Source organism: Baekduia alba, from assembly GCF_028416635.1.
In the GTDB taxonomy this organism is placed as follows: domain Bacteria; phylum Actinomycetota; class Thermoleophilia; order Solirubrobacterales; family Solirubrobacteraceae; genus Baekduia; species Baekduia alba.
Map to the genome: position 1 here is coordinate 4,622,887 of NZ_CP114013.1, position 25,522 is coordinate 4,648,408.

Below are 25,522 nucleotides of genomic sequence, written 5' to 3' on the forward strand. Positions count from 1 at the left end.
CGGCGCAGCCGGGCGACCGACGCACCGGTGCGAAGCGGTCGGCGGCGAAGACGGCGCCGACTCTGCGGCCAGCCGCGACGGCGTCACCCGCGGGCGCATGAGCCGACAGCGCGACGGCGGCCGGAAGCCGTCCCTCAAGCACCGCCGCCGGCCCAAAGGCCGGCGGCGGATGAAGCTAAGCCAGGTTCGGCCGTTCCGGCGCGTCGAGCCCGCGGGCTTCGACGCCGCCGCCGGCCAGGCCGGGGCGTGGGAGCGGGCGTGGGGCCTCGCGGCCGGCGCGGTCGGCCGGTGCGTTGCCCGGAGGCAGCTGCTCGTCGACGACCTCGTCGGGACCGAAGGTCTCCTCCTCGGACTTGCCGTCGAGCAGGGCGACGAACTCCTCCTTCTCGATCGTCTCCCGCTTGAGGAGGATCTCGGAGATGACCGTCAGCGACTCGCGGTGCTCGCCCAGGATGTCCTTCGCGCGCTGGTGCGCGCCCTCGACGATGCGACGGATCTCGTCGTCGATCTCCCGCGCGATCTCGTCGCTGTAGTCCGGCTCGGACGAGAACTCGCGGCCGAGGAACGGCTGACCGTGGTCGTGGCCGAAGACGCGGGGACCGAGGCGCTCGGACATGCCGAAGCGCATGACCATCTGCTTGGCCGTCGCGGTGACCTTCTCGAGGTCGTTGGACGCGCCGGTCGTGATCTCCTGGAAGACGATCTCCTCCGCGGCGCGGCCGCCGAGCGTCATCGCCATCGTGTCCTGCAGCTCGGCGCGCGTCGTGAGGAACTTGTCCTCCTGCGGCATCGAGATCGTGTACCCGAGGGCCTGGCCGCGGGAGATGATCGAGATCTTGTGCACCGGGTCGGAGTGCTCGAGGAAGTGCCCGACGATCGCGTGCCCCATCTCGTGGTACGCGGTGATCAGGCGCTCCTTCTCACCCATCACGCGGGTCTTCTTCTCGGGACCCGCGATCACGCGCATGATCCCCTCTTCGAGCTCGGTCTGCGTGATCTCGCGCTTGCCGTTGCGCGCCGCCAGCAGCGCCGCCTCGTTGACGAGGTTGCTCAGGTCCGCGCCGGTGAAGCCCGGGGTCTGGCCGGCGAGATCGTCGATGTGGATCTCCTTGGCCAGCGGCTTGCCGCGCGTGTGGACCTCGAGGATCTTCGCGCGGCCCTTGCGGTCCGGGCGGTCCACGACGATCTGGCGGTCGAAGCGGCCCGGACGCAGCAGCGCCGGGTCCAGGATGTCCGGGCGGTTCGTGGCGGCGATCAAGATGATGTTGTCCTTCATCTCGAAGCCGTCCATCTCGACCAGGAGCTGGTTCAGCGTCTGCTCGCGCTCGTCGTGCCCACCGCCGAGGCCGGCGCCGCGGTGGCGGCCCACCGCGTCGATCTCGTCCATGAAGATGATGCACGGGGAGTTCTGCTTGGCCTGCTCGAACAGGTCACGGACGCGCGACGCGCCCACGCCGACGAACATCTCGACGAAGTCCGAGCCGGAGATCGAGAAGAACGGCACGCCCGCCTCGCCGGCGACCGCGCGCGCCAGCAGCGTCTTGCCGGTGCCCGGAGGCCCGTACAGGAGCACGCCCTTGGGGATCCGCGCCCCCAACGCCTGGAACTTCTTCGGGTTCTCCAGGAACTCCTTGATCTCGTGGAGCTCCTCGACCGCCTCGTCCACGCCCGCGACGTCGCGGAACGTGATCTTCGGCGAGTCCACCGACATGCGCTTGGCCCGCGACTTGCCGAAGGACATCACCTTCGACCCGCCGCCTTGGACCTGGTTCATCAGGAAGATCCAGAACGCGATGAAGATCACGAAGGGCAGGACGTACGTCAACAGCCCCAGGAGCGCGGACGACTTCCGCGGCTCGATGTCGTAGTTCTGGATGTTGCCCTCGGACTTCGCGGCCTCGAGCTGCTTGTTGAGGTCGGCGGAGCCCTGGTCGGTGAAGCCGGTCTCGTACTTCTTGCCGTCGGTCTGCGTGACCGCGACCACGTTGTCCTTGGTCCGCAGGTCGACCGACTTGATGACGCCCTTCTGCTGGAGGTCGCCGATGAACTGACCGTACGTGGGCGGGGCCTTCTGGTCGCCCGTGGAGATCAGCTTCTGCGCGAAGAAGGCCAGCACCACCACGATCAGGATGGGGAAGGCGGCGCTCTTGAAGAACCTGCTCATGAGGGGTACGCGGACTGCTTTCGCATCGCTCGGGAAAGGCTTGAGGGTACCAGGGGCGCTCGGGGGGCCCCGTAGGTCCTACGTGTCTCTTCGGCAGACGGATGCCCGCCCCGTAGCCCCGCCACGCCTCTACTCGTCCGTCAACGCGGCGACGTAGGGGAGGTTTCGGTAGCGCTCGGCCACGTCGAGGCCGTAGCCGATCGCGAACTTGTCCGGGATCTCGAAGCCCACGTAGCGGGTCGGGAGCTCGACCTTGCGCCGGTCCGGCTTGGTCAGCAGCGCGCAGACCTCGAGCGATGCAGGTTCCCGTGCACCGAGGTTCCGCAGCAGGTACTGCAGCGTCAGGCCGGAGTCGACGATGTCCTCGACGATCAGGACGTCGCGCCCGGCGATCGGCCGGTCGAGGTCCTTGAGGATGCGCACGACGCCGCTGGAGTCCGTCTCGGATCCGTAGGAGGAGACGGCCATGAAGTCGACCTCGCACGGGATGTCGATGTGGCGCATGAGGTCGGCCAGGAAGAAGACCGCCCCCTTGAGGACGCACACGAGCAGCAGGTCGCGCTCCGCGTAGTCGGCCGAGATCTGCTGGCCGATCTCACGGACCTTCTGCTTGAGGTCGTCGGGCTGGACGAGGATCTCGCCGATCTGGGGGTCCCGCATGTAGCCGGCAAGCTAACGCTTCGGCCCGCGCGCGGGCGTCCGCCCCACCCGGACCACCCCGGCGGCGACGATCGCGCGGGCCCCGTCGCCGAGGTCGAGCGCGCCGTCGGGGCCCAGCGCGAGCACGTCTCCCAGGCGCGCCGCCGCCCGCGGACACAGCCCGCCGGTGGCGTCCTCGGCCAGACGCCGGAGCACCAGCCGGCCCAGCGCGGCCGGCAACCCGGCGAGCGCGTCGCGCGCGATCGCCGCGCCGCGGCCGGCCCGCAGCGCCTCGGCGACGACCTCGTCGAGGACCGCCGCCTCCTCGCGCAGCAGCTGCGCGGTGCGCAGGACGTTGACCTCGGCGCGGTCGTCGACGGCGCGCAGCGCCGGCAGGAGGTCCTCGCGCACCCGCGCGCGTGCGTACCTCCTGTCCAGGTTCGCGGCGTCCTCGCGCCACGCCAGCCGGCGGTCCAGGCAGTAGGCCGCGGTCTGCGCGCGCGTGATCTCGGCGGCGAGCAGCGGGCGGACGAGGCGCCCGCGCGCCGCCTCCATCCCCAGCAGCGCGCGCCGGCCGGGCGAGACGGCGAGCCGGTAGAGGATCGTCTCGACCTGGTCGGAGAGCGTGTGGCCGGCGGCCAGGATCGCGTCGTCGCGCCACGCCGCGATCGTCCGCGCGCCGACCGCGTAGCGCAGGTCGCGCGCCCACGCCTGCGTGTTGCCCGAAGCTCCCGCGGGTCGCGCCGCGCGCTCGACCTGCAGCGACACCTCCAGCTCCTCGCACAGCTCGACGCAGTGCTCGCGGTCGGCGTCCGACGCCGCGCCGCGCAACCCGTAGTCGACGTGCAGCGCCCGGACGCGCTCGGTCCCCATCAGGCCGACCACGACGTGCAGCAGGCACGTCGAGTCCCGCCCGCCCGAGAGCAGGACCACGACGGGCGGACCCAGAAGCCCCGTCTCCCGCACCCGCTCGACGAGCTCGCCCGGCTCCATCGCGCCGCCTCAGCCCCGCCGGCCCTTGCCGCGCCGGTCGCCGGATCGCGCGAGGAACAGCTCTGTCGCCTCGGTGAAGCCCTTTAGGCGCACCGCGCCGATGCGCTGGAGCTCGAGCCCCGGGCGCGCCTGGTCGATGACCGGCTGCGTCGCCAGGACCTCGCCCCCGCCCGCCCGGGCCGCGACGCGCGAGGCCTGGTTGACCTCGCGCCCGTAGTAGTCGCCGTCGCGGTAGAGCGTCTCGCCGTAGTGGATCCCGATTCGCGGCAGCGGCCACGCGGCGACGTCCTCCTGGAAGCGCACCGCCCAGTCCAGGAGCGCGCCCGCGTCGGACCCGACAACCATCACCTCGTCGCCGATCGTCTTGATGATGCGCGCGTCGTCGGGCAGCGACAGCTCGACCTGCTCGACGAACCGCTCGACGGCGCTCAGCGCCTCCTCGTCGCCGACCTCCTCGGTCAGCCGCGTGTAGCCGGCCAGGTCGGCGAACGCGATCGCCACGCGCAGGCGGCCGAGGACCCAGTCCCGCCCGCCCCCGTCGCCGAGGTCGGCCTCCATGTGGCCGATGACGTCCTGCTCGACGTAGTGCTGCAGGAACCGGTTGTGGGCGTGGTCCATGATCGGCGAGGCCAGCGGCAGGATCTCGCGCGCCAGCCCCTCCATCTCCTCCGCCATCTCCCAGCCCGGCACGCCCTCGCGCATCAGCGGCTCGTGCACGTAGAGGTGGAAGAGCCGGACCTCGGCGTCGGCGATCTGCGACATCGCCTGGCCGTAGACGCGGACGAGCTGGAGGAACGCGACCAGCGGCAGGCCCGCGGCCAGGACCGCGGCGGCGTAGCGCAGCAGCTGCACGTCGTCGTCGCTGAGGTGGTCCAGGCCCTGGGCGCCGAAGCCCATCGACGTGAAGATCCGCTCGATCAGCGCCGGCTCGAGCCCGGTCTCGCCCGCGGCCTTCTCCAGCGTCCAGCGCGCCGGCGCGTCGGGCAGCAGGCCCTCGATGTAGGACGACGCGAGCTTGCCGGACTCCGTCGCCTCGCGGATCTCCCCGAGCGAGAAGCCGCGCTCGCGCAGGCGCGCCACGACGCGGGCGCTCGCCAGCGACGCCGCGGTGAGCTCGCCGTCCTCGGCGGCCGGGACGAGGCCGCTGGCGACCCAGCGCCGCAGCGTGGGCGGCGTGACGCCGGCGCGCCGCGCGATGTCGGCCAGCGTCGTGCGCGCACCGTCGCTCATGCGCGTCCGGGGCCGCTCACATGAGCGGCGGAACCCCGGTGGAGGTCCCGCCGCCCGCGGGCACGGCCCGCGACGAGGCCGACGGCGCTCGTCCACGACTGGGCGGCACCTCGCGGGTGAGATCGAGCCACCCACTCTCCGACCTGCTTCTGATGTCCATGGGTACTCCGCGGCGCCGGAGAAGTCAACGTCATCTGAACGCTCCCTGACGCTCGATGAGGTTGTCGTACACCATGCCCTGAATGCGGTGGCGGACCTCCTCGGCGACTTCGAGCACGGTGGCGCGGTCGTCGGCGTCGTCGGGCCCGAGGCCGCCGAGGGCGATCGGCGCGCCGAACGCGATCCGCCAGCGCGACGGCAGCGGGATCGCGCCGAACGGCCCGAGCAGCGGGAACGTCGGCGTGATCGGCATGTACGGCGCGCCGAGCAGCTTCGCCACGCCGGGGATCTCGCCCAGCTTCGGGTAGATCTCCTCGCTGCCGACGACCGCGCAGGGGACGATCGGCGCGCCGGTGCGCAGCGCGATCTCGACGAACCCGCCGCGCCCGAAGCGCTGCAGCCGGTAGCGCTCCGACCACGGCTTGCCGACGCCCTTGGCGCCCTCGGGGAAGACCATCACCAGGTGGTCCTGCTCCAGCAGGCGCAGCGCGTTGTACGGGCTGGCCGGGACGCCGCCGTTGCGGCGGATCGCGACCGACGCCCACGGCAGGCCGAAGGCCCAGTCCAGGACGAGGAAGCGGACCCGCCCACCCCCGCCGTCGAGGCCGGCGCGGTGCAGCGCGGTCGCCATCATCGCGGCGTCCCACGGCAGGACGCCGGCGTGGTTGGCCACCAACAACGCACGGCCCTCGCGCGGGACGTGCTCCGTGCCCGTGGCGGTCACGCGCCACCAGCGCTCGTACAAGAACGACAACAACGGCTCGGCCGCGGCGGCGAAGGACGGGTCGAAGCCCCACTCGTCCTCGTCGTAGTCGCCGCGCAGGCGGCGACCGACGACGTCGAGCGCGCGGCCGAGGTCGCCGATCAGGCGCAGCGGCCCGATCATGCGACCGCCGCCTCGCGGCGGATGCTCGCGGCCACGGCGTCGATCGCCTGCGCGGTGGTGTGGGTCGGGACGAAGCGCAGGTCCCGGCGCATCCGGGTCGTGTCCACGCCGCGCCCGTTGCGCAGGTAGCGGATGACGTCCTCATTGAGCGGCGGCACGACGCCCGCCCGGGCCAGCGTCGCGACCGTCAGCCCGTACAGCGGCGCCGCGATCGGCAGCGCGCGCTTGCCCAGCCGGCGCAGCGAGCGGGCGAGCGAGACGGTGCCGTCGCCCGCGACGTTGACCGCGCCGCGCACCGGCGTCGCGACCGCCGCGGCGACGGCGCCGATCGCGTCCTCGTCGAGCACGAACTGCAGGCGCGGGTCAAAGCCCAGGAACGTCGGGACGACGGGCGCGCGGAACAGGCGCATGATCGGCGTGTCGACGCTCGCGCCGATGACCGGCTGCAGGCGCAGCACCGTGCAGGTCACCGCCGGATGGCGGCGCGCGAACGCCTCGACCAGCCGCTCGAGCTCGCCGACGTCGCGCTGGAAGCGCGTGCGCAACGTGGCGGACCGCGCCAAGCCCTCGGTGAAGAACGCGGGCGCGTCGGGCGCCGAGCCGTAGATCGACGCGCTGCCGCGCACGACCAGCGCGCGCAGCCCCGGCAGGTCGCCGCAGGCCGCGAGCAGCTGGAGCGTCCCGATCACGTTGAGGTCGTGCAGCCCGCGCACCGAGCGCCCAGGCTCGGGGAACTGGACGATGTCGTGATGGACGACGACGTGCGGCGAGGCGAGCTTGAGGATCTGCTGGAGGTCGTCGCGGCGCAGGTCGGCCTCGACGTAGGTGATGCGGTCGGCCAGCGGCGCCGGCGGGCGGCGCGAGTCCACGCCGATGACGTGCTCGACCGCGGGGTCGGCGGCCACGCGCGCGGCGACGCGCGCGCCGAGCGGTCCGGACACGCCCGTGATGAGGACCCGGCGCGTCGGCAGCACCGAGGCGCTCCCGCCGCTCAGGATCCCTGGCCGGCGGGCGGCTTGCGCGCCGCCGTGCTCCGCGAGCGGGGCGCGGCCGGCTTCTTGGCGGCGGCGCCGGCGGGCTTCTTGGCGGCGCCGCCCGCGGGCTTGCGCGCCGGGGCCCGGCGCGCGGCGGGCGCCGGCGGCGTGGCGGCCGCCGCGGCCTCCAGCGTGGCGACGCGCGCCTCCAGCCGCTCGATCTGCCCGCGCAGGGCATCGAGCTGATCGGTGGACGGCGGCCGCAGCCCCTCCATCGCCTCGCGCACCTTGGCCGCGGCGGACGCGGCCTCCGCGCCACCCAGCGTCTCGCGCACCTTCGCCGCGGTCGCGGCCAGGTCGTCGTCGCCGACCAGCGCGGCGCGCAGCCGCGTGGCCGCGCCGACGAGCTCGTCGGCCAGCTCCTGCGCACGCTTCTGCACTGGTGCGGCCCCCTGCGCAGTCGCCCCGAAGGCGCCTTCGACGGCGGCGCGCAGCTGCTCGGCGCGCGACGTGGCCGCGTCGTCGGCGGGCTTCTCCTTCTTGGACTTCTTCGCCATGCGTCGCAGTCTAAAGGCGCCCGCGCGGCCGCCCCATATCCTGCCCGCCCGTGCCGCCCGTGCCGCCCGCGCCGTTCCACCTCCGCCCCGTCGCCACCGTCGCCGATCGGGCGCTGCTGCCCGGCGACCCGGGCCGGGCGCTCGCGCTCGCGCAGGTCGTGCTGGGCGACGACCGCAGGATGCTCAACCACCACCGCGGCCTGTGGGGCTACACGGGCACGGCGTCCGACGGCGCGCCGCTGACGATCCAGAGCACGGGCATGGGCGGGCCGAGCGCGGCGATCGTCCTGGAGGAGCTGGCCGGCCTCGGGATCCGGACGGCGATCCGGGTCGGGACCGCCCGCGCGGTCGCCCGCGACCTGCGCCTGGGCGACCTCGTCGCGGCCACCGCCGTGGACGCGCAGGACGGCACGAGCGCCGCCCTCGGCGCCGCCGGCCGGCGCGACCTCGGCGGCCCGCTGGCGCTCGCCCTCGCCGACGCCGCCGGCCGCGGGGGGCTGATCGCCGCCCACGACGTCCTCTACGCGCCCGACCCGGTGACGCAGACGCGCGCCTGGGCGGCGGACGGCGTCCTGGCCGCCGACCTCGAGACCGGCGCGCTGGCCGCGGTCGCGGCCCGCCACGGCATCGCGTTCGGCGCCGTCGTCGCGATCGCGGTCGACGCCGAGGGCGCCCGCCTGGACGACGAGGCCCAGGCCGCCGCGGGCGAGGCTGCCGGCCGCGCCGCGGCCCGGGCGCTCGGCCTGGCGTGTGGCTAACCGCACCGCACGACACCTGCTCGCCGAATGGCTCGGCGACCACACCTTCGCCAGTATTCGCTCAACGAACTGCACGCCAAGCCGCCGCCGGGGAGCCTCCTCCTCCTAGTCACCCCGGCGGCGGCCAACCCTCCCCTCGTGACCACTGGCTGCAGCCGCGGTGCCCGCCGGCCGACCATCCCCACCCCCGGTCGGCGGGCACCGAAAAATCGACCCCTCCCCCACACGCCGAGGCCCGGTCTTCCCCAGACCGGGCTTTCGGCGTGGGCGACCGCTCGCGCAGGGCGCTCGGGTCGCTTGCGGCTGTCGGCCCAGGAGGCCCGAACCCGCGGCTCAGCTCTTCTTGGCGGCGGACGCCTTGGCGGACGCGCGCCGCGGCGGTGTCGCGGGCAGCTTCTTGCGCAGGGCCTCGACCTCGTTGCCGAGCTTGTCCAGCGCGGTCTCGATCCCGGCCAGCCGCGCCTCGATGTTGGCCCCCGGCAGCGCGGCGAGCCGCTCGTCGAGCCGGTCGACGCCGTCCTCGATGCCCTCCAGCCGCTGCGACAGCGACCGCACGCGCCGGGTCAGCCGCTCGAGGTCGGCGGCCGACGGCAGGTTGAGCGCGCCCATCGCGGCCTCCTGGGCCTGGACGGCCTTCTCGCGCGCGTCGAACGCCCCGGCCAGGGCCTTGTGCACCAGCGGGCTCTCCAGCAGCTGCTGGGCGAACCCGCCGAGCGCGTCCTCGCCCTGCTTCTGCAACCGCTCGCGCAGGCCGTCGTTCTCAGGCTGTTCGCTCATCGGCCGAACCGTACCCGCCGGGCCTACGATCACCCAAAGACTCACCCTCGACCAGAGCTTGACCCTACGATTCCGTGGCCGCCGTGACGCAACTTGGTGCCGAGCGCGGACGTCAGGTCTTCAAGTCCGCGCGGCCTGCGGTCGATCTCCCAGACAACGCCCCCTGGACGTGCCCGATCCTGGGTACCAGGCGGCCATCCAGTTGTGGTTTGCACATCTAGAAACATGCAAGTAGCGTCCTGCACCCCCGATCGGTCCCCCTTGGTAGGGTCACGCCGCACCAGCGGCGCGGTCGGACCTGACCGGGTCGCAGGAGGAGAGCACCACTTTTCATGAGACGGCGCAAGCTGCTGATCGGACTCATGTCCGCCGGAGCATTCACGGCGGGCTTTGGCGCTGCCGTTTTCCCGGCGTCGGCGCAGCTGCGCACCATCACGGTGACGCTGCTCGGCGGCCAGACCGTCACGGTCCAGGTCGACGACACGACCGACACGACCGCGACCACGGGCACCGACACGAGCCCGGCCGTCTCCACGCCCGCCGCGTCGGTCACGACCGACACGCCGGCGCCGCCGCCCGCCGACACGGGCACGAGCTCCTCTCCCACGCCCGCACCCGCGCCCGCGGAGACGACGCAGACGTCCCCGGCGCCCGCCGATCCGGGCACCGCGACCAGCACCGCTCCAGCTCCGGCGCCCGCCGCGCCGAGCACCGCGGCACCGGCCACGGAGTCGGTCCCGGGCTCGACCGACAGCGCCCCGTCGGCCTCGGCCGGCGGCCAGCAGGCCCAGAAGACGGTCGGCAAGGCGCTGCGCAAGGCGACCGGCCAGGACGCCCAGTCCAAGAACGACAAGGCCGACGGCCAGCCCGACGCCAGCGCGATCCGCGGCGGCGACGGCGTCCCGACCGCGGCCAACCCCACCTTCTCGCAGGCGCTTCCGGGCGCCGCGGCCATCGGCGTCCCGAACTTCTTCATCGACAAGTTCCGCATCCCGCCCTTCCTGCTGCCGATCTACCAGGCCGCCGGCATCGAATACGGCGTGCGCTGGGAGGTCCTGGCCGGCATCAACGAGATCGAGACCGACTACGGCCGCAACCTCAACGTCTCGACCGCCGGCGCCCTGGGCTGGATGCAGTTCATGCCCTCGACGTGGAAGCAGTACGGCGTCGACGCCAACCACGACGGCAAGAAGGACCCCTTCAACCCCGTCGACGCGATCTTCGCCGCCGCGCGCTACCTCAAGGCCGCCGGCGCCGACACCGACGTACGCAAGGCGATCTTCGCCTACAACCACGCCGACTGGTACGTCGACTCCGTCCTCATGCGCGCCCGCCTCATCGGCGGCCTGCCCGCCGACCTCGTCGGCTCACTCACCGGCCTGACCCAGGGCCACTTCCCGGTCAGCGCCAAGGCGACCTACGCCGACGACCTCTCCGAGCGCGAGATCAACCAGAAGATCGCCAAGGGCCACAACGCGGCCGTGCCGGTCGAGGCCAACACGAGCCGCCGCGGGATCAACATCTACGCGAAGGCCGGCTCGCCCGCGATCGCCACGCAGGACGGCAAGGTCGTCAAGGTCGGCAAGACCAAGCGCCTGGGCCGCTTCATCCAGCTGCAGGACGTCTACGGCAACACCTACACGTACGCGCACCTGAAGAAGGTCGCCACGGCGTACGCGGTGCCGAAGGCCGAGAAGGTCTCCAAGGCGCAGGTCGCCAAGGAGCTCGGGCTCCCCAAGAAGGACCCGAAGCCGACCGAGGCCGCCAGCGCCGGCAGCCAGCCGAAGGCCGAGACGGCGTCCGCCAAGACCAAGAAGGACACGACGGCCGCCGCGCGCACCAAGACCGCAGCCAACGTCTCGCAGGTCGCCACCGACACCGGCGCCGGCTCGGCGCAGGCCACGACCTCCAAGGAGCGCGCGTTCGCCAACCCGTCGCGCCCCGCGTCCTACAAGTCCGGCGGCGAGGAGCAGCTCCTCAACCGCGAGTTCCAGTCCGGCGGCACGAGCTACCAGGCGCAGTTCACCAAGGTCCTGGGCCTGGACAGCAAGGACGTCACGATCAAGAAGCTCAAGGTGGGCTCCAAGGTCGTCGCCGGCACGATCCTCGGCCGCGTGGGCAAGACGCAGAAGCACGTCGCGTCGCACCTCCTCTTCGAGATCCGCCCCGCGGGCAAGGGCGCGCCGCGGGTCGATCCCAAGCCGATCCTCGACGGCTGGAAGCTGCTCGAGTCCACCGCGATCTACCGCGCGGCGGGCAAGAACCCCTTCTTCGGCCCCGACGCCAAGAACCCGTCCATCGGCCAGGTCCTGCTGATGAGCAAGGAGTCGCTGCAGAAGCGCGTCCTCGACGATCCGCGGATCAGCGTCTATGACTGCGGGCGCCGCGACATCCAGGCCGGCAACATCGACCGCCGCGTGCTCGCCACGCTCGAGTTCCTCGCCTCCTCGGGCCTGAAGCCCACCATCTCGGCCCTCGAGTGCGGCCACTCGCTGATGACGACCTCGGGCAACGTCTCTGAGCACTCGTCGGGCAGCGCCGTCGACATCGCCGCCATCAACGGCATCCCGATCCTCGGCCACCAAGGCGAGGGCTCGATCACCGACATGACGATCCGCCGGCTCCTGACGCTCCAAGGCACGATGAAGCCCCACCAGATCATCAGCCTCATGACCTTCGACGGCGCCGACAACACGCTCGCGCTGCCCGACCACAACGACCACATCCACGTCGGGTTCCGCCCGCTGTACGGCTCGGACTCCAAGCTCGGCCGCCAGCTGAACTCGGCGCTGAAGCCCAAGCAGTGGATCAAGCTGATCGACCGCCTCGGCGACATCGACAACCCGAAGGTCCTCACGTCGCCGTCGAAGTACGCGATCGACGACCCGAAGACCTCCACGTCGTCGGCCGAGCGGGCCAGCGACGCGCACGTCGGCGAGTAGTCCGCTGGACGCGCCGCCCGCCCCAGGGTCGCGGTTCCGATTCGTCCAATTGGAGCTGCCCTGGGTGCTGGGACCGGCCGACGGCCGCTACGTCCTGCGCGGCCACGCGGGCGAGCCGGAGTTCGTGCTCGTGCTGGAGACCATCGGGGCGCCGCCGCGCCGCCGGCGCCGCAGCCGCTTCGGGCGCAGCGCCGGCCGGGCCGAGCCCTCCCCCGCGATCTCCTCGGTGCCGGTGACGGTGGCGACGCTGGTCGGCGCCGCGCCGATCGGCGACCCGGACACGGCCGCGGCGTGGCTGGCGAGCACCGACCTCCAGGCCGAGGTCGCGCGGGCCGTCGACGTGCTCAACGGCGTCCTGCACGCCCAGCGCGTCGTGCGCGCCGACCCGTTCGTCCGCGAGGTCGCGGCCGAGCAGGCGCTGGCGATCCGCGTCGGGATCGGGCGCGGCGACGACGTCGCTCACGGCCATTGGGAGGACGCGCTGCTCGTGGACCCGCCGGCCCTGGCGGTGCAGCGCCGCGTCCATGCGCTGCGCCCGCAGGAGCGCTTCGCGGCGCTGCTGGCCGGCCGCGACGTCGCGCTGGCCGCCGAGGAGCTGACGCTGCGCGCGCGGCTCGACCTCGACCGCGGCCGCACCCGCGAGGCGGCGCTGCAACTGCGCGTCGCGCTGGAGGCGGCGCTCAGCGAGCTCCAGGCGTGGTCGCATCACGCCGAGATGGCACGGCGCCTGGACGAGCTGCGCGACGAGCGCGGCGCCGTGGCCGGCGCCGCGAACCGCGCGCTCGAGGGCGGCCTGGAGCCGGCGCAGATCACCGACGTCGAGCGCGCCGTCGGCCGGCTCGAGGCGGCGCTGGCCGCGCGCGTGGCCGGCGGCCTGGAGTAATACTGCGCGGCCTATGGCCGGCGGCGAGGCGATCCGGATGCACGAGCCCGTGGTGCGCGATGGCGACGTGGAGGATCGCGTCGCCGTGGAGGAGCCGTTGGAGATCCGCGTGCGCGGGCGGGCGCTGGCGGTCACGATGCGCACGCCGGGCCACGACGAGGAGCTGGCCGTCGGCTTCCTGCACGGCGAGGGCCTGCTCGCGGGAGCGGTCGCGGCGGTCGGCCCGACGCCCGACTTCGCCAACAACGTCGTGGACGTCGACGCGCCGCTGACCGACGGCGCGCGCGAGCGGCGCTTCTACACCACGTCGTCGTGCGGCGTGTGCGGCAAGGGCGCGCTGGAGGAGGTGGCGGTCCACGCCGATCCGCTGCCGCCCGGCGCGCCGGTGATCGCCCGCGCGCTGCTCGCCGCCCTCCCGGACCGCCTGCGCCAGCCGGGCTTCGACGTCACCGGCGGCCTGCACGCGACCGGCCTCTTCGACGCCGCCGGCACGCTGCTCTGCGTCCGCGAGGACGTCGGCCGGCACAACGCCATGGACAAGGTCGTCGGCCGCGCGCTGCTGGACGGCGCGCTGCCGCTCGGCGACCGCGTCCTCTGCGTCTCGGGCCGGCTGTCCTTCGAGCTGGTCCAGAAGGCCGCGGTCGCCGGCTGCCCCGTCCTGGTCGGCGTCGGGGCGCCCTCCTCGCTGGCCGTCTCGCTCGCCGCCGACCGCGGGATGACGCTGGCGGGCTTCGCCCGCGGCGACCGCGTCAACGTCTACACGGACGCCGGCCGCGTCACGCCGCCCGCGGACACGCGATCTCGAACAGCAGGTCGCCCAGCGCGGTGAAGTAGAAGCCGTAGGTCTGGCGCATGGCCCGCGGCGGGCGGCCGGCGTCCACGCCGTCGACCGCGCTCAGCCGCGCGTGCAGCGCGTCGACCTCGGCGGCCTCCGCCACCAGGAACCCGAGGTGGAAGCCGTCCGGGTAGGCCGGCGGCGCGGCGCCGGCCCCGCGGAACCTGGTGTGGTCCGAGACGGCGAGGGTGAAGCCCTCGCCGTCGTCGAGGATCGCGATCGCGTCGGCCTTGCGGTCGACGAGCGCGAAGCCGAGCGACCCGGTGAACAGCGTCACGGCCTCGTCGAGGTCGCGGACGTGCAGGTCCAGGTGGTTGAGGCGCATCAGTGGTCCTCCATCCGCGCCTCGCGCGGCAGCAGGAAGGACAGGGCGAAGGAGACGGCGAACAGCCCCGCCGCGATCAGGGTGGTGGTCTCCATCGCCGCCGGCGACGGGTGGCCGTGGTCGAGCAGCGAGAAGAAGATCGTCGCCAGCACCGCGACGCCGATCGAGTTGCCGAGCTGCTGGACCGCGTTGAGCGTGCCGGAGGCCGAGCCGACCTCGCGGTCGTCCACGCCGGCCAGGATCACGTTGAACAGCGGGCCGAAGACGAAGCCCAGCCCGATGCCGAACGGGACCAGCGCGGGGACCATCGTCCAGGTCGTCGTGTCCAGGCCGTGCGCGCCCACGATCAGCGCGAGCGCGATCAAGGACCCCGTGATGATCACCACGCCGGCCTGCAGCACGCCGCGACCGAACTTCGCCATCAGCGGGAACGACGCACCGGCCGCGACCGCGGACGCCAGCGTCGTCGGCATGAACGTCAGGCCGGCGTGCGACGGCGTGAAGTGCAAGCCGGCCTGGAGGAAGACCGACAACACCAACAACAGCCCGGCGAAGCCACTGAAGAAGGCGAGGCCGACGAGCAGGCCGGACGTGAAGGCGCGGTTGCGCAGCAGGCTCGGCTCGATCAGCGGCGTCCCGTGGCCGCGGCGCTCGACGAACGCGAACAGGCCCAGCAGCGTGGCGCCGCCGGCGAGCATGACGAAGATCCAGGCCGGCCAGTCGAGCTCGCGGCCCTGCACCAGCGGGTAGATCAGGCAGAACGACGCGGCCGCGATCAGCACGACGCCGAGCGGGTCGAGCTTCAGCTTCTCCGGCGACTTGGACTCGGGGAAGACGCGCAGCGCGCCGATCAGGCCGACGAGGCCCAGCGGCAGGTTGATGAGGAAGATCATGCGCCAGCCGGTGCCGAGCAGGTCGGCCGAGACGAGCCAGCCGGCGAGGAGCGGGCCGCCGACCGCGGCCAGGCCCATCACCGGGCCGAAGGCCGCGAAGGCGCCGCCCATCTCCGACGGCGGGAAGACGGTCTTGATCATGCCCAGCCCCTGCGGGATGAGCAGCGCGCCGAAGCCGCCCTGCAGGACGCGCATCGCGATGAGGAAGTCCGGCGAGGGCGCCAGCGCGCATGCGGCCGACGCGGCGGTGAAGCCCGTGATGCCGATGACGAAGACGCGCTTGCGGCCGAAGACGTCGCCGAGGCGGCCGCCGATGATCATGAACACGCCGAAGGCCAGCGTGTAGCCGGCGGCCCACCACTGCATCGTGGTGGTGGACCCGCCCAGCTCGCCGCGCACGGTCGGCGCCGCGATCGTGATCACGGTGCTGTCGAGCAGGTCCATGATCTCGGCGACCAGGACGATGGCGAGCACGACCCAGCGCAGGCGGAAGGGTTCGGGGGCGGCGGTCGCCGGGGGCGCGACCGCCGCGGGAGCGGAGGAGGACATGGGGATCCGTTCGGTAAGGAGAGGGGCAAGGAACGAACAGCGTTCGTTACGAACACCGTACGTAACGAACCCTGTTCGTGTCAAGCTATATTCGTTCCGTGTCCGCCCCGAGCCCCCGCTCTCGCCGCGCCCGGCCCGCCAAGGCCGCGCTGAGCCGCGAGGCGATCGTCGACGCCGGCCTGGCGATCCTGCGCAAGGAGGGCATCGACGCGCTGAGCATGCGCCGCGTCGCGCAGGCGCTCGACACCGGTCCGGCGTCGTTGTACGTCTACGTCGCCAACCGCGACGAGCTGCACACGCTGCTCTTCGACGCGGCGATCGGCACGATCGCCGTCGAGCAGACCGACCCCAAGCGCTGGCGCGAGCAGCTGCACGGGCTCGTGACGCGGATGACGCAGATGATGTCCGAGGAGTACCCGGGCATCGCGATCCTCGGCATGGCGACGATCCCGACGGGCGACAACGCGCTGCGCGTGACCGAGTCCATGATGTCGCTCCTGCGCGCCGGCGGCGCCTCGGACCAGGCGATCGCCTACGCCGCCGACCTGTTGTCCATGTACGCGACCGCGATCGCCTATGAGCAGAGCCTGCACTCCACGCTGTTCGACGACCCCGACTTCGAGCAGTCCGAGATCGCGCGCGTGATGCAGCGCTTCAGCGCCGTCCCGGCCGACGCCTACCCCACGATGGCCTCCGTCGGCGCGCTCATGACCCGCGGCGACGGCCACGAGCGCTTCGCGCTCGGGCTCGACATCATCATCAACGGCCTGCTCTCGACGCCGACCGAGGGCCGCCTCAGCGCGCAGGCCTGGGGCGAGACGCTGCGGCGCTAGACCCTAGCCCCGCGGCGGCCGCGGTCGCCGGGCGGCGACGGCCTCCGTGCCGCCCTCCCCGTCGATGAGCGCCAGCAGCGCGCGGCGCAGCGCGGGGACGGCGCGGACGCCGAGCGCCTCCGCCAGCTCGGTCTCGAGCTTGGCCGACGTCCGCAGCGCGCTGAGGCGGACCGCGTTGCCGCGGTCGCTGAGCGTCAGCCGGACGCGCCGGCGGTCGTCGGGGTCCGGCGCGCGCTCCAGGAAGCCGGCGCGGATCATGTCGTCGGCGAGCTTGCTGGCCGACTGCTTGGTGACGCCCAGCAGCTCGGCCAGCCGGTTGACGGTCGGCCGCTCGGCGTGCACGGCGCGGATGACGAAGCCGTAGCTCGGCCGCATGCCCTCGAGGGCGCGCGCGGCGTGCTCGCGGTCCAGGCGCTCGGTGATCGCCGTGTAGGCCCCCGCGACCAGGAGCACGAGATCGGGCTCTTGCGGCTCCATAGCCGTCAGTCTACACTGACCGTCAGTTTCAACTGACGATCTCTCACGGAGGACACGATGGCGACGCTCATCACCGCGGACACTGCCCCGCGGTTCGGACAGGACGGGTTCAGCATGGTCGGCCTCGCGGCGCCCAGCCGCGGCTGCGCGACCGTCAGCACCTGGCGGATCACCGCGCAGCCCGGCGCCCAGTCGCCCACCCACCGGCTCACCAGCGACGAGGTCTTCGTCCTGCTGGCCGGCGAGCTGACGGCGACCGTCGACGGCGCCGAGATGACCGTCCGCGCCGGCGACTCGCTCTCGGTCCCGCCCGGCGTCGACTTCTCGCTCGCCAACCGCGGCGCGGCGCCGTTCGAGGCCGTCGCCTGCATGGCCGCCGGCGGCATGGCGCTCGTCGGCGACGGCGCGCCCTTCCCGCCGCCCTGGGCCGTGTAGACCGCAGCCGCCGACCGGGCCGACGGCTACAACAACGCCACGAGCGCTTCGAGCTCGGCGACGACGTCGCCGTCGAGCTTGACCGCCGCCCGCGCGTCCCACGGCGTCGCGCCCTGGGTGATCACCGCGACCGCGCCGCCGGTCTGGCGCGTCACGCTCGGCAGCTGCGCGATCGGATGGACCTCCAGCGAGGACCCGATGCAGAGCAGGACGTCGGCGCCGGCGGCCAGCGCGTAGGCCTCCTCGAGCGCGCCCTGGGGCAGCCACTCGCCGAACAGGACGACGTCGGGCTTCAGCGGCTCGCCGCAGTCGCACGTGGGCACCGAGATGTCGGAGTCCTCCAGCCGCCGGCGCACCTCGCCGATCGGATACGTCGCGCCGCACGCCAGGCACGACGACGTGTCGATCGAGCCGTGGACCTCGATCAGCCGCCGCGACCCGGCGCGCCGGTGCAGGCGGTCGATGTTCTGGGTGATGATCGCGTCCAGCTTGCCGCGCGCCTCCAGGGCGACGAGCGCGCGGTGCGCGCCGTTGGGCTCCTTGCCCTCCAGCGTCTGGAAGCGGTTGCCGTAGAAATGCCAGAAGCGCTCCGGGTCGGCGCGCCACGCGTCGATGTGCGCGACCTCGATCGGGTTGACGTTCTCCCACAGCCCGGTCCCGGGCGAGCGGAAGTCGGGGATCCCGGACGGCACCGAGATCCCCGCGCCCGTGAGCGCGACGACCGACTGCGCCTCCCGCATCAGGGAGGCGAGCCGCTCGACGCGCTCGAAGTCGACGACCGATGACATCGACTTCACCCTAGCCGCGGCGTGCGAGCCGCCGGGCGAGCACCCGCTGCGAAACGAGCCCGCAGGGCGAGCCTTCGCCTACTTGCCCTGCCAGTTCGGCTTGCGCTTGCCCAGGAAGGCGCTGATGCCCTCCTTGCCGTCCTCGCTCTGGAAGACGCGCGCGAACGCGGCCTTCTCCTTCTCGATGCCCTCGTCGAGGTCGCCGGCGGCGGAGACCGACTTGACCTCGGCCAGCGCCAGCGGCGCGGACTCGCCGAACTTGCGCGCCCAGGCCAGGGCCGTGTCGAGCAGCTCGTGGTCGACGACCGAGCGGTTGACCAGCCCGAACTCGTAGGCCTCCTCCGCGCCGATCGGGTCGCCGATCGCGTTCATCTCCAACGCCTTGTTCTCGCCCACCAGGCGCGCGAGGCGCTGCGTGCCGCCGAAGCCGGGGATGATCCCCAGCTTGATCTCCGGCTGGCCGAAGATCGCCGACCGCGCCGCGATGCGCACGTCGCACGCCATCGCCAGCTCGCAGCCGCCGCCGAAGGCGAGGCCGTTGACCGCGGCGATCGTCGCGACGCCCTTGGTCTCCAGCTCGCGGAAGAGCGCGTGGGCCTCGTGGATGAGCTTGGCGCCGCCAGCCTCGTCGAGCGTCGTGAAGGCCTTGATGTCGGCGCCGGCGCTGAACAGGAACGGGTTGGACGAGGCGATGACGAGCGCGCGGACGCCGTCGGCCTGGACCTTCGCCCACACCTTGCCGAGGTCCTCGATGACCCGCGGCGCGATCGAGTTCATCTGGCCGTTGGCCAGCCAGGCGATCGCGGTCTCGCCGCGCGACTCGAGCTTGACGACGGCCTCCTCGCCGGCGGGCTGCTCGGCGTCGACCTGCGGGTAGGCGTAGAAGCCCTGACCGGTCTTCTGGCCGAGGCGGCCCTGGGCGACGAGCCGGCGCAGGATCGTCGGCGGCGTGAAGCGCTCGCCCCACGTCTCCTCGGCGGCCTCCAGGCGCTCCAGGATCGTGTCGAGGCCCTCGATGTCGGCCTTCATGAACGGCGGCAGCAGGCCGCGGCGCGGGTCGAGGCCGGCGCCGGCCATCATCCCGAAGTCGATGTCGCGGTGGGTGGCGACGCCCTCCTCGAGGACCAGCGCGGCCTCGACGAACGTCTTGAGCACCAACTTCTCGACCAAGTCATCGATGTTGGGCTCGGCGTCGCCCTCGATGTTGGCGTTGCCCTCGGTGTCGTAGAAGCCGTCGCCGCCGGTCTTGGCCCCCAACTTGCCCTCGGCCACCAGCCGCTGCATGCCCTCGGGCGCGTAGAAGCGGTCGCCGTAGGCGTCGGCCAGGTGCTCGGCGACGTGCAGCACGGTGTCGAGGCCGAGCAGGCTGATCAGGAAGTACGGCCCCATCGGGACGACGTTCGCGGCGCCGACGCCCTCGTCGATCTTCTTGATCGACAGCCCCTGCTCCTCCTGGTCGCGCCAGATCTCGGAGATGCCCGAGTTGAGGATGCGGTTGACGACGAAGCCGGGGACCTCGGCACAGGTGATCGGCTGCTTCTTGATGGCCTGCGCGAACGTGGTCGCGGCGTTCAGCGTCTCCGACGCGGTCTCTTCGCCCTCGATGATCTCGATCAGCGGCATGACCGACGCCGGGAAGAAGTAGTGGAACCCGACGACCTTGTCGGGGCGCAGCGTCGCGTCGCCGATCTCGGTGATCGACAGCGACGAGGTGTTCGAGGCGAGGATCGCGTGACCGGGCGTGACCGCGTCGAGCTCGGCGAAGACGGCCTGCTTGATCTCCATCCGCTCGGGGACGGCCTCGATCACGAAGTCGACGTCGCCGAAGTTGGTGTACTCGGTCGTCCCGTCGATCAGCCCGACGATGCGATCGACCTCGGCCGCGGCCTGCTCCTCGGTCAGCTTGCCCTTCTTGACGAGGCGGCCGACCTGGCCGGCGGTGACGTTGCGGGCCTCGGTGAGGCCGGCGTCGACGAACTCCTGCTTGACGTCCTTGAGGACGACGGGGATGCCGGCGGCGGCGATCGTCTGCGCGATCTGCCCACCCATCGTCCCGGCGCCGACGACGGCGGCCTTGAACACGAACATTGGTCTCGGGAACCCTTCTGGTTGGCGGCGTTGCGGGTGCTGCGGAACGCGGAAGACTAGCCAGATCGGGCTATCGGGGCGGCGCCGTTCAACCGTGTGAGCGCGGGGTGCTGTGAGTGGGGTCACAGCGTCCGCGGATGCTGTCACAAGCGTGTCACGATGTCGGTGTCGGGACGTACGGCGAAAGCCACCCGACGGCCCCTCTCCCCCAACCCCCAAAGGACCTCCATGACCCGCCGCTTCTTCACCGCGGTCGGCCGTGCCCTGAGCACGCGCCCCACCGGCACCACCGACACCGACCACCCGCACTTCCACCGCGGTGCCCAGGGCAACGTCGCCGCCTGCTTCGCGCACGGCTGCGACCGCCCGCGGATGCGCGTCTAGCCGACGATCGACTCCGGCGCCACCTCCAGCTCGTGGCGGAAGCGCTTGAGCGTCCGCTTGAGCGAGTCGCGGAGGGGGCGGCGGGCGAAGAAGTCGATGACCTGGCGCTGCGGTGGGTCCAGCTTGAGGCGGTAGTCGAGGGTCAGGATGACCTTGCAGCCGTCGTCGGAGGGCTGGAACTCGATGCGCTGGGTGCCGGTGATCTTGTCGTCCTCGACGGACACGGTCTGGCCGACGCGGGCCTCGTGGGTGACCACGCGCTCGTCGACGCGGCCGCGGCCGTCGACCTTCGCGTCCCACAGGACGCGGCCGGCGCGCGGCCAGTCGCCCTCGACCTTCGCGATGTGCGCGAGCCCGTCGACGAACGTCGGCCAGCGGCTGGTGTCGTACCACAGCTCCTCGGCCGCGCTGGCCAGCGCGCTCACCTCGACCTCCGCGCGGATGCGTCCCATGGCGCGATGTTCTACACGCCGAGCGTGGTCTTGATGTCGGCGAGCGCGTCGGCGACGGCGTCCAGCCGCGGCCCGACGCTCTCCCCCAGCCGCGTGCGCTCGGCCTCGCCGGCGTCCGTCAGGCCGTAGAAGCGCCGCGAGCGGCGCTCCGGGTGCTCCCACTCGCCGGCGACGAGGCCGTCGGCCTCCAGCCGCCGCAGCAGCGGGTACATCGTGTTCGGGTTGACGCCGATCAGGCCGCGCGACAGCGTCTCGATGCGCTCCATCAGCGCGCCGCCGTAGGACGGGCCGTCGGCGAGGAAGTGCAGGACCAGCAACGGGAGGAGGCCGGCGCGGCGCAGCTCCCCGGCGAGCGGGTCGGCGGAGCCGGCGCCCCCGCCCGAGCGCAGCGGGACCGCCTGGGCCACGGCCTCCTCGGTGCGACGGCTGGACATGCCCCCAGCTTGCCACGGTCGGAGGCGGCGCAGGCCCGCGACGGCCGCAACGACGAAGGGCTGCCCGCATGGACAGCCCTCCGTCGACCTACGACACAGGCGGCGGGGACGCCGCGAGAGCTCGGAGTCCTAGGCCGTGGCGGCCGTGGGCTCCTCGATGCGGCGCGGCAGCAGCGTCTCGCGCGCGATGACGAGGCGCTGGATCTGCGACGTGCCTTCGTACAGCTGCATGATCTTGGCGTCGCGCATCAGCTTCTCGACCGGGTACTCCTTGATGAAGCCGTAGCCGCCGTAGACCTGCACGGCGTCGGTGGCGACTTCCATCGCGGAGTCGGCGGCGAAGCGCTTGGCGTGCGAGCTCTCGAGCGTGTTGCGCAGGCCGTTGTCGAGCAGGACGGCCGAGTTCCACGTCGCCAGGCGCGACATGTGGACCTTGGTCGCCATGTCGGCGATCATGAACTGGATCGCCTGGTGCATCGCGATCGGCACGCCGAACTGCACGCGCTCCTTGGAGTACTCGACCGCGAACTCCATGGCGGCGCGGGCGATGCCCGTCGCCATCGCGGCGACGCCCGGACGCGTGCGGTCCAGGGTCATCATCGCGACCTTGAAGCCCTTGTTCTCCTCGCCGAGGATGTGGTCGGCGGGGATCTCGGTGTCGTTGAACGTCACGGTCGCCGTGTTCGACGCCCGCTGGCCCATCTTGTCTTCCTTCTTGTCGATGACCACCGTCTCGTCACGGGGCACGACGAAGGCCGAGATGCCGCGGTGCCCGGCGTCCGGGTCCGTCTTGGCGTAGACCGTGTACCAGTCGGCGTAGGTGCCGTTGGTGATGAAGCACTTCTGGCCGTTGATGACGTACTTGTCGCCCTTCTTCACGGCGCGCGTGCGCATCGACGACACGTCGGAGCCGGCGCCCGGCTCGGTCAGGCAGAAGGAGGCGTACTTGAGCTCCTCGGTGAGCATGCCCAGGTACTTCTTCTTGATCTCCTCGGAGCCGGCGAGGATGACCGGCGCGGCGGCCAGGCCGTTGGCGCCGAGGGACGTGGTGATGCCGGAGCAGCCCCACGACAGCTCCTCCTCGATGAGACAACCGTCGAGGTAGGACAGGCCCGGCCCGCCGTACTCCTCCGGGACGTGCGTGTTCATGAGCCCGACCTCGTGGGCCTTGGCGAACACCTCGGCCGGCCAGCTGCCGTCCTTGTCGTGCTCCCAAGCGACCGGACGGATCTCGCCCACGGCGAAGTCGTGGGCCAGCTCGCGAAGGGCCTTCTGCTCGTCGGTCAGCGTGAAGTCGACCACTTGAAGTTCTCCTTGAAGACAGGTGAGCGCGCACGATGGGGACCGGGCGCGCCGTCGGGGCGATTGACTGGTCAGTCAATGACTATCCGGGAAGCGTAGCGGAGGACCCCGCTGCGTCAAGCGGTTGCGGACGCACGTCACAATCGGGGCGCATGCAGGACGCCTTCGTCATCGTGCTGGTGGTGGTCCTGATCGGGGCCGTGGTGGCCGCGATCTGGGCCGGCCTGGCCGCGCGCAACCCCTACGGCCAGATCGGCCGCGGCGGCCTGTCGCTGAACGAGGACGCCCATCTGCGCCGCCCCGCGCCGACCGCCGCGGTCCTGGCCGCCGAGCGCGAGGACGAGATCCGCCAGATGCTCGAGGCCCGCAACGTCCGCCGGGCCGGGCGCGGCCAGGAGCCGATCGACGTCGAGGCCGAGCTGGCCAGGCTGCTGGAGGCACGGGCCGTCGCCCACGATCCGGGGCTCGTCGCCGAGGTCCGCGACCTCGTCGTCGCCCGCAACGCGCGGCGCGCGCGGGCCGGCAAGCCGCCGCTGGACGTCGAGGAGGAAGTCGCGAAATCGCTTCGCGAGCTGCAAGGGGAACCCTGATCGCGGCCGGAGGCAATTCCGGCGCTCCAGCTCCGCGAGCTGACCTCATCGGGCACCCGGCTTGCCGCTGATCCGCCACTTCCTATAGAACCTGTTGCCATGGCCATGCGGCGCTTCGAGCTCGACGATCTCGTGAACCGTCCCGGGACGTACTTCAACCCCCAGACCGAGGTCCTGGTGGTCGTCGACGACTCGCCCGACCTCGACAACGAGATCTTCGATCTCGAGGAGGCCGAGGGCGCCGACTGGGTCCTGATCTCCGACGAGGCGCCGGTCGACGAGCACCAGCGCGACGACCTGATCGAGCGCTTCCAGGCGCGGCACTCCGCGGTGGCCACGGGCGACCTGGCCGAGCCGGACGAGGTCGACGACCCGGACGACCTGGACGGCTTCGAGGTCCAGGACCCCGACGAGGACGACCTCTAAGCCGCTTAGGAGGAGGTCTTCGCCGACGCTGACGTGTCGGTCGTCGGCGTGGCGTCGGTACCGGTCGTGCCGGTGCCGGAGGTGGCGTCGGTCGTCGTGGCCGACGTCCCGCCCGAGGCGCTGGTCGTGTCCGCGCCGGTCGTGCCGGTGCCCCTCGTGCCCGTCGCCGCCGAGGAGTCGGTCGACGACGACGTCGTGTCCGCGGCCTTGTGCCCGACCTCGACCACCTTGTGGTCGGCGCCCTTGCCGCCGTAGACGTGGAACTGCCGGCCGTCGCGCCAGATCAGGTCGAAGGCCTGGCCGGAGCGCGCGTTGCCCGACAGGTTGACGCACATGTCGTCGCGCGTGCCGCCCTTGATCCGGCCGAACTCGTGGCCGTCGACCTTCGAGAGCGTCTCGCCCTTCTTCAGGTCCTGCTTGGCCGCGGCGAACAGCGTGGCGAAGCTCTTGCCGTCATCGGTCTTGCTCGTGGCCTTCGACGACGAGGACGTCGACGAGCTCGTCGTCGAGGCGGCGGTTGCGGCGCTGACGCTGTCCATTGTCCCTGTGGTCGGTCACCGCCCGCGGCGGCTTGAGCCACGCTAGGTGCCGGCGAACAGGAACGTCAGCCCGAGGACGACGTAGACCGCCAGCAGCTGCAGGCCCTCGAACCACGTCGACTCGCCCTCGTTGGTGACGTGGTTGGCGATCATCACCGCCAGCACCAGGGCGCCGACCTCGAAGCCGTTGAAGACCAGCGCCATCGGGTGCGGCCCGATGAAGAACGAGCAGAGGACCAGGACCGGCGCCGCGAAGAGCGCGATCTGCGCGCTGGAGCCGATCGCGATGTTGACCGCGAGGTCCATCTTGTCCTTGCGCGCGACGAGCACCGCGACCCAGTGCTCGGCCGCGTTGCCGACGATCGCGACGACGATCGCGCCGATGAAGAACTCGCTGAGGCCGATGCCCTCGGCCGCCTCGGAGATCGAGCCGACCAGGATCTCGGACATCACGCCGACCGCCACGCCGGCGATCGCGAGCATGATGATGGACTTGCGGATCGTCCACGGCTCGCCGCCCTCGTCGTTGGTCCCGGGCTCGTCGCCGCCGTGGTCGGGGTTGAAGAGGTCGCGGTGGGTCTTGAGCGAGAAGACCAGGCCGGCCGCGTAGGTCAGCATCAGCACGATCGCGACCGCGAGCGAGAGGTGCTCGACGTCGGACGGGTAGTCGCGGATCTCGTCGCCGGGCAGCGGCAGCCCGTTGCCGGCGACCAGCTCGAAGATCGCCGGCATGACGAGCGCGACGGCCGCGAGCAGGAGCATCGCCGACTGCGAGCTGGCGGCGGTGCGGTCGAAGCGCTGGCGGTCGCGGCCGAGGCCGCCGACGAACATCGACGCGCCGAGGACGAGCAGGATGTTGCCGAGCATCGAGCCGATCAGCGACGCCTTGACGACCTCGTGCAGCCCCTTGTTCAGCGCGAACAGGGCGATGATGATCTCCGGCGCGTTGCCGAAGGTGACGTTCAGCAGCCCGCCGATGCCGGGCCCGGAGCGGTGCGCGAGCTCCTCGGTCGCGCGGCCCATCAGCGCCGCGGTCGGGATCACGCCGCCGGCCGAGACGAAGAAGATCGCGATCGGCGACGCCCCGAGGATGTCGAGGACGATCGCCAGCGGGATCAGCGGGACCAGGAAGTACGGCCAGCCCTCGCCGCTGAAGAGGAAGGAGCGCAGCTGCATCCGGCCGGAGCCTAGAGCCTTAGGCGGCCCGAAG

27 protein-coding genes are annotated in these 25,522 nt (G+C 72.3%); 9 read left to right on the plus strand and 18 right to left on the minus strand.

Going from position 1 to position 25,522, the window contains the following annotated elements:
• Nucleotides 1-175: 175 nt before the first annotated feature.
• The 7 genes from ftsH to DSM104299_RS23105 all read right to left on the minus strand — a co-directional run bounded on the left by ftsH (nt 176) and on the right by DSM104299_RS23105 (nt 7,602).
• Nucleotides 176-2,164 (minus strand): ATP-dependent zinc metalloprotease FtsH, encoded by a 1,989-nt coding sequence (gene ftsH, locus DSM104299_RS23075; RefSeq protein ID WP_272474017.1) that lies wholly within the window; start codon nt 2,162-2,164, stop codon nt 176-178.
• Between the two features lie 129 nt (nt 2,165-2,293).
• Nucleotides 2,294-2,824: a hypoxanthine phosphoribosyltransferase gene (gene hpt, locus DSM104299_RS23080; RefSeq protein ID WP_272474018.1), complete on the minus strand. Its 531-nt coding sequence runs from the start codon at nt 2,822-2,824 to the stop codon at nt 2,294-2,296.
• A gap of 12 nt (nt 2,825-2,836) precedes the next feature.
• Entirely contained in the window at nt 2,837-3,796 is a 960-nt protein-coding gene (tilS, locus tag DSM104299_RS23085; protein ID WP_272474019.1) for a tRNA lysidine(34) synthetase TilS, read from the minus strand.
• Nucleotides 3,797-3,805: 9 nt separating this feature from the next.
• Nucleotides 3,806-5,026 (minus strand): MerR family transcriptional regulator, encoded by a 1,221-nt coding sequence (locus tag DSM104299_RS23090; protein ID WP_272474020.1) that lies wholly within the window; start codon nt 5,024-5,026, stop codon nt 3,806-3,808.
• Nucleotides 5,027-5,216: 190 nt separating this feature from the next.
• Nucleotides 5,217-6,071 carry a lysophospholipid acyltransferase family protein gene (locus DSM104299_RS23095; RefSeq protein ID WP_272474021.1) on the minus strand — a complete coding sequence of 285 codons (855 nt, stop codon included), beginning with the start codon at nt 6,069-6,071 and terminating at the stop codon, nt 5,217-5,219.
• On the minus strand, nt 6,068-7,045 hold the full coding sequence (locus DSM104299_RS23100; protein WP_272474022.1) for an NAD-dependent epimerase/dehydratase family protein: 978 nt from the start codon (nt 7,043-7,045) through the stop codon (nt 6,068-6,070). Before DSM104299_RS23100 ends, DSM104299_RS23095 begins: the two co-directional genes overlap by 4 nt.
• Nucleotides 7,046-7,062: 17 nt before the next feature.
• A complete protein-coding gene (locus tag DSM104299_RS23105) occupies nt 7,063-7,602 on the minus strand; it encodes a hypothetical protein (RefSeq protein WP_272474023.1) in 540 nt (179 codons plus the stop codon).
• Nucleotides 7,603-7,652: 50 nt separating this feature from the next.
• Between DSM104299_RS23105 and DSM104299_RS23110 the strand changes: the two genes are divergently transcribed.
• The gene (locus tag DSM104299_RS23110) at nt 7,653-8,360 is read left to right on the plus strand and encodes a phosphorylase family protein (RefSeq protein ID WP_272474024.1); all 708 of its coding nucleotides are present in this window, start codon (nt 7,653-7,655) and stop codon (nt 8,358-8,360) included.
• Between the two features lie 333 nt (nt 8,361-8,693).
• Here the strand turns inward: DSM104299_RS23110 and DSM104299_RS23115 are convergent, their stop codons facing one another.
• Nucleotides 8,694-9,137, minus strand: a complete 444-nt coding sequence (locus tag DSM104299_RS23115; protein WP_272474025.1) for a hypothetical protein — start codon at nt 9,135-9,137, stop codon at nt 8,694-8,696.
• A 332-nt stretch (nt 9,138-9,469) separates the two neighbouring features.
• Between DSM104299_RS23115 and DSM104299_RS23120 the strand changes: the two genes are divergently transcribed.
• From DSM104299_RS23120 to fdhD, 3 genes are read left to right on the plus strand one after another with little or no spacing between them, the layout of a single operon-like run.
• On the plus strand, nt 9,470-12,079 hold the full coding sequence (locus DSM104299_RS23120; RefSeq protein WP_272474026.1) for a lytic murein transglycosylase: 2,610 nt from the start codon (nt 9,470-9,472) through the stop codon (nt 12,077-12,079).
• Between the two features lie 49 nt (nt 12,080-12,128).
• Nucleotides 12,129-12,962, plus strand: a complete 834-nt coding sequence (locus tag DSM104299_RS23125; protein WP_272474027.1) for a hypothetical protein — start codon at nt 12,129-12,131, stop codon at nt 12,960-12,962.
• A 13-nt stretch (nt 12,963-12,975) separates the two neighbouring features.
• Nucleotides 12,976-13,791, plus strand: a complete 816-nt coding sequence (gene fdhD / locus DSM104299_RS23130) for a formate dehydrogenase accessory sulfurtransferase FdhD (protein ID WP_272474028.1) — start codon at nt 12,976-12,978, stop codon at nt 13,789-13,791.
• On the opposite strand, the gene DSM104299_RS23135 is transcribed toward fdhD, so the two are convergent.
• Nucleotides 13,739-14,122: a VOC family protein gene (locus tag DSM104299_RS23135; RefSeq protein ID WP_272474029.1), complete on the minus strand. Its 384-nt coding sequence runs from the start codon at nt 14,120-14,122 to the stop codon at nt 13,739-13,741. The two genes, fdhD and DSM104299_RS23135, sit on opposite strands and share 53 nt — an antisense overlap.
• Nucleotides 14,122-15,564, minus strand: a complete 1,443-nt coding sequence (locus tag DSM104299_RS23140; protein ID WP_272474030.1) for an MFS transporter — start codon at nt 15,562-15,564, stop codon at nt 14,122-14,124. The genes DSM104299_RS23135 and DSM104299_RS23140 overlap by 1 nt, the downstream gene beginning before the upstream one ends.
• Nucleotides 15,565-15,662: 98 nt before the next feature.
• Here DSM104299_RS23140 and DSM104299_RS23145 point away from each other — a divergent pair, with 98 nt between their 5' ends.
• Nucleotides 15,663-16,397 carry a TetR/AcrR family transcriptional regulator gene (locus tag DSM104299_RS23145; RefSeq protein WP_272474031.1) on the plus strand — a complete coding sequence of 245 codons (735 nt, stop codon included), beginning with the start codon at nt 15,663-15,665 and terminating at the stop codon, nt 16,395-16,397.
• Nucleotides 16,398-16,400: 3 nt separating this feature from the next.
• Here DSM104299_RS23145 and DSM104299_RS23150 read toward each other — a convergent pair whose 3' ends face one another.
• Nucleotides 16,401-16,874: a MarR family winged helix-turn-helix transcriptional regulator gene (locus tag DSM104299_RS23150; protein ID WP_272474032.1), complete on the minus strand. Its 474-nt coding sequence runs from the start codon at nt 16,872-16,874 to the stop codon at nt 16,401-16,403.
• A 57-nt stretch (nt 16,875-16,931) separates the two neighbouring features.
• Between DSM104299_RS23150 and DSM104299_RS23155 the strand changes: the two genes are divergently transcribed.
• Nucleotides 16,932-17,309, plus strand: coding sequence for a cupin domain-containing protein (locus tag DSM104299_RS23155; protein WP_272474033.1), 378 nt, complete (start codon nt 16,932-16,934; stop codon nt 17,307-17,309).
• 26 nt (nt 17,310-17,335) lie between these two features.
• Here DSM104299_RS23155 and DSM104299_RS23160 read toward each other — a convergent pair whose 3' ends face one another.
• Both DSM104299_RS23160 and DSM104299_RS23165 read right to left on the minus strand, forming a co-directional pair.
• The gene (locus DSM104299_RS23160) at nt 17,336-18,097 is read right to left on the minus strand and encodes an SIR2 family NAD-dependent protein deacylase (RefSeq protein WP_272474034.1); all 762 of its coding nucleotides are present in this window, start codon (nt 18,095-18,097) and stop codon (nt 17,336-17,338) included.
• A 78-nt stretch (nt 18,098-18,175) separates the two neighbouring features.
• Nucleotides 18,176-20,185: a 3-hydroxyacyl-CoA dehydrogenase/enoyl-CoA hydratase family protein gene (locus DSM104299_RS23165; protein ID WP_272474035.1), complete on the minus strand. Its 2,010-nt coding sequence runs from the start codon at nt 20,183-20,185 to the stop codon at nt 18,176-18,178.
• 228 nt (nt 20,186-20,413) lie between these two features.
• Between DSM104299_RS23165 and DSM104299_RS23170 the strand changes: the two genes are divergently transcribed.
• The gene (locus DSM104299_RS23170; RefSeq protein WP_272474036.1) at nt 20,414-20,569 is read left to right on the plus strand and encodes a hypothetical protein; all 156 of its coding nucleotides are present in this window, start codon (nt 20,414-20,416) and stop codon (nt 20,567-20,569) included.
• Here DSM104299_RS23170 and DSM104299_RS23175 read toward each other — a convergent pair.
• The 3 genes from DSM104299_RS23175 to DSM104299_RS23185 all read right to left on the minus strand — a co-directional run bounded on the left by DSM104299_RS23175 (nt 20,566) and on the right by DSM104299_RS23185 (nt 22,757).
• A complete protein-coding gene (locus DSM104299_RS23175; RefSeq protein WP_272474037.1) occupies nt 20,566-21,021 on the minus strand; it encodes an SRPBCC family protein in 456 nt (151 codons plus the stop codon). The genes DSM104299_RS23170 and DSM104299_RS23175 overlap by 4 nt on opposite strands.
• 11 nt (nt 21,022-21,032) lie before the next feature.
• Entirely contained in the window at nt 21,033-21,455 is a 423-nt protein-coding gene (locus tag DSM104299_RS23180) for a PadR family transcriptional regulator (RefSeq protein ID WP_272474038.1), read from the minus strand.
• 129 nt (nt 21,456-21,584) lie between these two features.
• Nucleotides 21,585-22,757: an acyl-CoA dehydrogenase family protein gene (locus tag DSM104299_RS23185; RefSeq protein ID WP_272474039.1), complete on the minus strand. Its 1,173-nt coding sequence runs from the start codon at nt 22,755-22,757 to the stop codon at nt 21,585-21,587.
• Between the two features lie 152 nt (nt 22,758-22,909).
• Here DSM104299_RS23185 and DSM104299_RS23190 point away from each other — a divergent pair, with 152 nt between their 5' ends.
• Nucleotides 22,910-23,347 carry a hypothetical protein gene (locus DSM104299_RS23190; protein ID WP_272474040.1) on the plus strand — a complete coding sequence of 146 codons (438 nt, stop codon included), beginning with the start codon at nt 22,910-22,912 and terminating at the stop codon, nt 23,345-23,347.
• A gap of 99 nt (nt 23,348-23,446) precedes the next feature.
• The gene (locus DSM104299_RS23195) at nt 23,447-23,773 is read left to right on the plus strand and encodes a hypothetical protein (RefSeq protein WP_272474041.1); all 327 of its coding nucleotides are present in this window, start codon (nt 23,447-23,449) and stop codon (nt 23,771-23,773) included.
• Between the two features lie 5 nt (nt 23,774-23,778).
• Here the strand turns inward: DSM104299_RS23195 and DSM104299_RS23200 are convergent, their stop codons facing one another.
• Both DSM104299_RS23200 and cax read right to left on the minus strand, forming a co-directional pair.
• A complete protein-coding gene (locus DSM104299_RS23200) occupies nt 23,779-24,312 on the minus strand; it encodes a hypothetical protein (RefSeq protein ID WP_272474042.1) in 534 nt (177 codons plus the stop codon).
• Between the two features lie 42 nt (nt 24,313-24,354).
• Nucleotides 24,355-25,488, minus strand: coding sequence for a calcium/proton exchanger (gene cax, locus DSM104299_RS23205; RefSeq protein WP_272474043.1), 1,134 nt, complete (start codon nt 25,486-25,488; stop codon nt 24,355-24,357).
• Nucleotides 25,489-25,522: the final 34 nt, after the last annotated feature.

Excerpts from the sequence above, each read along its gene's own strand:
- ftsH (WP_272474017.1), bottom strand. The coding sequence starts at position 2,164 with ATGAGCAGGTTCTTCAAGAGCGCCGCCTTCCCCATCCTGATCGTGGTG.
- hpt (WP_272474018.1), bottom strand. The coding sequence starts at position 2,824 with ATGCGGGACCCCCAGATCGGCGAGATCCTCGTCCAGCCCGACGACCTC.
- tilS (WP_272474019.1), bottom strand. The coding sequence starts at position 3,796 with ATGGAGCCGGGCGAGCTCGTCGAGCGGGTGCGGGAGACGGGGCTTCTG.
- DSM104299_RS23090 (WP_272474020.1), bottom strand. The coding sequence starts at position 5,026 with ATGAGCGACGGTGCGCGCACGACGCTGGCCGACATCGCGCGGCGCGCC.
- DSM104299_RS23095 (WP_272474021.1), bottom strand. The coding sequence starts at position 6,071 with ATGATCGGGCCGCTGCGCCTGATCGGCGACCTCGGCCGCGCGCTCGAC.
- DSM104299_RS23105 (WP_272474023.1), bottom strand. The coding sequence starts at position 7,602 with ATGGCGAAGAAGTCCAAGAAGGAGAAGCCCGCCGACGACGCGGCCACG.
- DSM104299_RS23115 (WP_272474025.1), bottom strand. The coding sequence starts at position 9,137 with ATGAGCGAACAGCCTGAGAACGACGGCCTGCGCGAGCGGTTGCAGAAG.
- DSM104299_RS23120 (WP_272474026.1), top strand. The coding sequence starts at position 9,470 with ATGAGACGGCGCAAGCTGCTGATCGGACTCATGTCCGCCGGAGCATTC.
- fdhD (WP_272474028.1), top strand. The coding sequence starts at position 12,976 with ATGGCCGGCGGCGAGGCGATCCGGATGCACGAGCCCGTGGTGCGCGAT.
- DSM104299_RS23135 (WP_272474029.1), bottom strand. The coding sequence starts at position 14,122 with ATGCGCCTCAACCACCTGGACCTGCACGTCCGCGACCTCGACGAGGCC.
- DSM104299_RS23140 (WP_272474030.1), bottom strand. The coding sequence starts at position 15,564 with ATGTCCTCCTCCGCTCCCGCGGCGGTCGCGCCCCCGGCGACCGCCGCC.
- DSM104299_RS23150 (WP_272474032.1), bottom strand. The coding sequence starts at position 16,874 with ATGGAGCCGCAAGAGCCCGATCTCGTGCTCCTGGTCGCGGGGGCCTAC.
- DSM104299_RS23155 (WP_272474033.1), top strand. The coding sequence starts at position 16,932 with ATGGCGACGCTCATCACCGCGGACACTGCCCCGCGGTTCGGACAGGAC.
- DSM104299_RS23160 (WP_272474034.1), bottom strand. The coding sequence starts at position 18,097 with ATGTCATCGGTCGTCGACTTCGAGCGCGTCGAGCGGCTCGCCTCCCTG.
- DSM104299_RS23165 (WP_272474035.1), bottom strand. The coding sequence starts at position 20,185 with ATGTTCGTGTTCAAGGCCGCCGTCGTCGGCGCCGGGACGATGGGTGGG.
- DSM104299_RS23170 (WP_272474036.1), top strand. The coding sequence starts at position 20,414 with ATGACCCGCCGCTTCTTCACCGCGGTCGGCCGTGCCCTGAGCACGCGC.
- DSM104299_RS23175 (WP_272474037.1), bottom strand. The coding sequence starts at position 21,021 with ATGGGACGCATCCGCGCGGAGGTCGAGGTGAGCGCGCTGGCCAGCGCG.
- DSM104299_RS23180 (WP_272474038.1), bottom strand. The coding sequence starts at position 21,455 with ATGTCCAGCCGTCGCACCGAGGAGGCCGTGGCCCAGGCGGTCCCGCTG.
- DSM104299_RS23190 (WP_272474040.1), top strand. The coding sequence starts at position 22,910 with ATGCAGGACGCCTTCGTCATCGTGCTGGTGGTGGTCCTGATCGGGGCC.
- DSM104299_RS23195 (WP_272474041.1), top strand. The coding sequence starts at position 23,447 with ATGGCCATGCGGCGCTTCGAGCTCGACGATCTCGTGAACCGTCCCGGG.
- DSM104299_RS23200 (WP_272474042.1), bottom strand. The coding sequence starts at position 24,312 with ATGGACAGCGTCAGCGCCGCAACCGCCGCCTCGACGACGAGCTCGTCG.
- cax (WP_272474043.1), bottom strand. The coding sequence starts at position 25,488 with ATGCAGCTGCGCTCCTTCCTCTTCAGCGGCGAGGGCTGGCCGTACTTC.